This window comes from Ruminococcus difficilis, assembly GCF_016680995.1.
Window position 1 is genome coordinate 1 of the sequence record NZ_JAEQMG010000063.1, and the last position, 3,319, is coordinate 3,319.

Consider the following 3,319-nt stretch of genomic DNA (forward strand, 5'->3'; position numbering starts at 1 on the left):
TTCTTACCGCTTTTTTCACGCAGACTCTTGTTGACTTTCTTGAAACCGTCAGATGATGGCGGTTTGGAGCTGTTGCCAGAGTTTTTGTTAAGCTGCTCACGCAATTCTTTGATTGTCACATTGAGTTCGTCTATGGTTTTACTCAACGAATCGACTTGCTCTAGCAGCATTTGATTTTGCTTCATCAACGATTCGATAAATTCTTGTGTAACCGGCATTTGCTCCACCGCCTTCGTTACCGATATTATACCAGAATTAACGAAGTTTGGCTATACCGCGCCCTGTTGACGGTTGTACATTTTGACGAACCTGATTTTTAAGAGGCGTTTTTAGTGCCTCTGGAGAGCATAGCATACGACCAATTTGTATTTCTATCATCTGCATGCCTGCTATTCGATATTTCAAAATTTCTTTTGTGCAGGTATACAATTTTTTATCGTTCTGAATAGTTACAAAGCGAGATCGTATAAATCCGAAGAGAGAAACAATATCGCTCGATATACAAAAGCATCATCAATGCTTTCGGGAACGCTTTATTGCGCTCACTGCGGTATGAAACTCAATGCAACAAGCTATGTTGACCACTACACCACAAAGGACGGAGTCAGACATGAAACGCCAAGACATTTCCGTTACATATGTGCGGGCAAAGCTATGAAGCGCAGCGAATGCGACGGACAATCGGCATATGTTGCTGATAAGGTGGATTGCCAAGTGATAGACTTTCTAAGGGAATGTTTCTCCAGAATCAAGCTGACTGCAAGAGAGGTTGCACTCGAATCAAGATTCAAAGCACAAATGACTGATGTGAAAAGAAAAATCAAAGAATTGGAGAAAGACTCTGAATCTCAAAAAAGTAAGTTGAGAGATTTGACAGAGGAAATCGCCGATGCGCTTATCGGCAACAGCAAATTCACCCCGGACATATTATCTATGGCGATCGAAAAGTGCAAACAGAAGATCGTGGATAATAATGCTGAGATTCAAGAGTTGCATCAAAGACTTGAAAATCAGGAAGAAGAACTGACGAGAATTGATTATTATTACAGTCAATTCAAAAGTTGGGCAGATGAGTTTGATAAAGCAACGCTTGAAAGGAAAAGAATGATTGCAGATGAACTATTAAGCGAAGTATCTGTCGGCAAAGGATACGAAGTCAGTATTCTGATGAATGCGACTTATCAGCAATTTATCTCCGCATAATCTCTTGACAGCATATGTGCAAATTGCTATAATAAATGCAAATTTTATCAGGTTAAATTTACACCGATTGCACCCGGACGTACTATATACGAATCTCGTCAAATGCACCAAATATATAAAGGTGCATTTAGGCAGAACTTACAACCGCATAATGAAAACGCTTTGAAAAAGCTGTAAGATGATGCGATTTGAGGTATGAATGTACGTCAGCGAGAGCGCATGACTGTTAATCATGATGTCACTGGTTCGAGCCCAGTTGGGGGAGCCATAAACCCGCTACAATTAAATTGGTGTTGATGACGCAGAGGGTCCACCCGTTCCCATACCGAACACGGAAGTTAAGCTCAGTGGTGCCGAAGATAGTGCTCTGGCGACGGGGTGTGAAAATAGGGAGATGCCAATACTTGCAGCGAGTTTTCCTTTTATCTATTAAGCTGACTTTTTAAGTCGGCTTTTTTTATTTTGCGGCTGTATATGTAACGGCGAAAGTTTGCTTTAGATATCATCTGCATGTTATCTTGCATTAAAAGACTGGACAACATGATATCTATGTGTTAATATATAATCATAATTGATTATTATTCTGGAATTCATATACAGGAAGCTATGGATTGGCGCATTAGGAGACCGGTGCATGAAGAAGATCGTTATTATTTTCAATGCTATTATTATGGCTGCCATATTGATCTTTGTTGTTCTTTATTCCGGCTTTGAAAGAAACGATTCTTATTCAAGGCAGGTAGAGCACTTTGAGAATATTACTGTCACTATGGAGCATGTTACACAGAATTATCTTGAAGGCGAGCAGAGGATATGCGACGTATGGGCGCGTTATATCAACGACAGCTCTATGACTATGGAACAAGCCGTCGATTATATCCGTTCGTCGCATGTGCTTGCAAACACCTCGGTTCATCTTGTTTCGCTTGACACGTTTACCGGTTTGTCTACGCGCCCGAAACAGGGCTCTACGGACGACTATGCTGTTTCTTATGAGCGGATCGCGCTTTTGGGCGATGCGAATTGGAGCGATGAAATAGGAGATTCTATAAATGTTTCACGCGCTTACACCAACCCGTTGAACGGCGAGCAATCGCTTGCCTTCTGCGACAAGGTCAAGCTAAAGGCTTCAAAAGGCGACGCGACTGTAGACGCCGTGCTTCTGCGCGTGATACCCGTCTCGGAGCTGGAGCAGAAATGGGTTTATCCGCAGGAAGAGTTTGCCAATGCCGAGCTAAGCATGATAGACAGCGACGGCGACTATATTCTAAAAGGCGCCAGCTTTAAAAACTCTAACTTTTTTGAGTTTTACAAATCCTATAACGCATCCGACCCCGCGTCGTCAAAGAGTTTGTTTGACAATATCACTTCGTCGACCGGCTCGTTTTCGATGAACAACTCGCACGGAGACGAGTGCATACTCGCCTTTACTCCTCTTTCGGACACCGTCGGCTGGACGCTGCTGGGCATCGTGCCTTCGAAGGATCTCAATGTCGGCATAGAAAACTGGCTGCTGGTCGGGGTCGTTTCTGCCGGTTTATTGATACTGTTCCTCTGTGACCTGTTCTATATGCTTAATCTAAACAAGCGGCTTCAGGTCACCGCTATTGAAGCGGAATCCGCAAACAGGGCTAAGACCGACTTTTTGTCCGCCATGTCGCATGACATCCGCACGCCCATGAACGCCATTATCGGTCTTACGACTATCGCCGAGAACAATCTTGGCGATGTGGAGTCAACAGGGGAAAGCCTTAGAAAAATCAGGCTTGCAAGCGATCATCTGCTGACTTTGATAAACGACATTCTGGATATATCAAAGGTCGAGAGCGGAAAGCTGAAATTGAGCCCGCTGACGTTTTCGATCGCCGAAACAGTTGAGAATCTTATCAATATTTCGCAGCCGATGATCAAGGATAAAAACATTGAGTTCAGCTTCCATATTGATAATATTGAAAAGGAATACCTGAATACCGACAGGCTCCGCTTGAATCAGATATATATCAACATCCTTTCAAACGCTGTCAAATACACCGAAGCGAACGGGCGCGTCAGCGTAGAGCTGAGCCAGAAAGAGAGCGCCTTGCCCGGCTGCGTGCAAATGACATATGTCGTAGCC

At 43.6% G+C, this 3,319-nt stretch carries 3 protein-coding genes and 1 rRNA gene; 3 read left to right on the top strand and 1 reads right to left on the bottom strand.

The genetic code is table 11. The annotated features are described in order from the left end of the window. Positions 1-218 (bottom strand): DUF6444 domain-containing protein (locus JKK62_RS07630; protein ID WP_436286303.1); only part of this gene is annotated, 218 nt, incomplete at its 3' end. A 298-nt stretch (positions 219-516) separates the two neighbouring features. Between JKK62_RS07630 and JKK62_RS07635 the strand changes: the two genes are divergently transcribed. The 3 genes from JKK62_RS07635 to JKK62_RS07645 all read left to right on the top strand — a co-directional run. Continuing rightward, complete coding sequence (locus JKK62_RS07635) at positions 517-1,203, top strand: recombinase zinc ribbon domain-containing protein (protein ID WP_279380610.1); 687 nt, start codon at positions 517-519, stop codon at positions 1,201-1,203. A gap of 286 nt (positions 1,204-1,489) precedes the next feature. Then, a 5S ribosomal RNA gene (gene rrf / locus JKK62_RS07640) occupies positions 1,490-1,606 on the top strand. A gap of 231 nt (positions 1,607-1,837) precedes the next feature. After that, positions 1,838-3,319 (top strand): sensor histidine kinase (locus JKK62_RS07645; protein WP_279380611.1); only part of this gene is annotated, 1,482 nt, incomplete at its 3' end.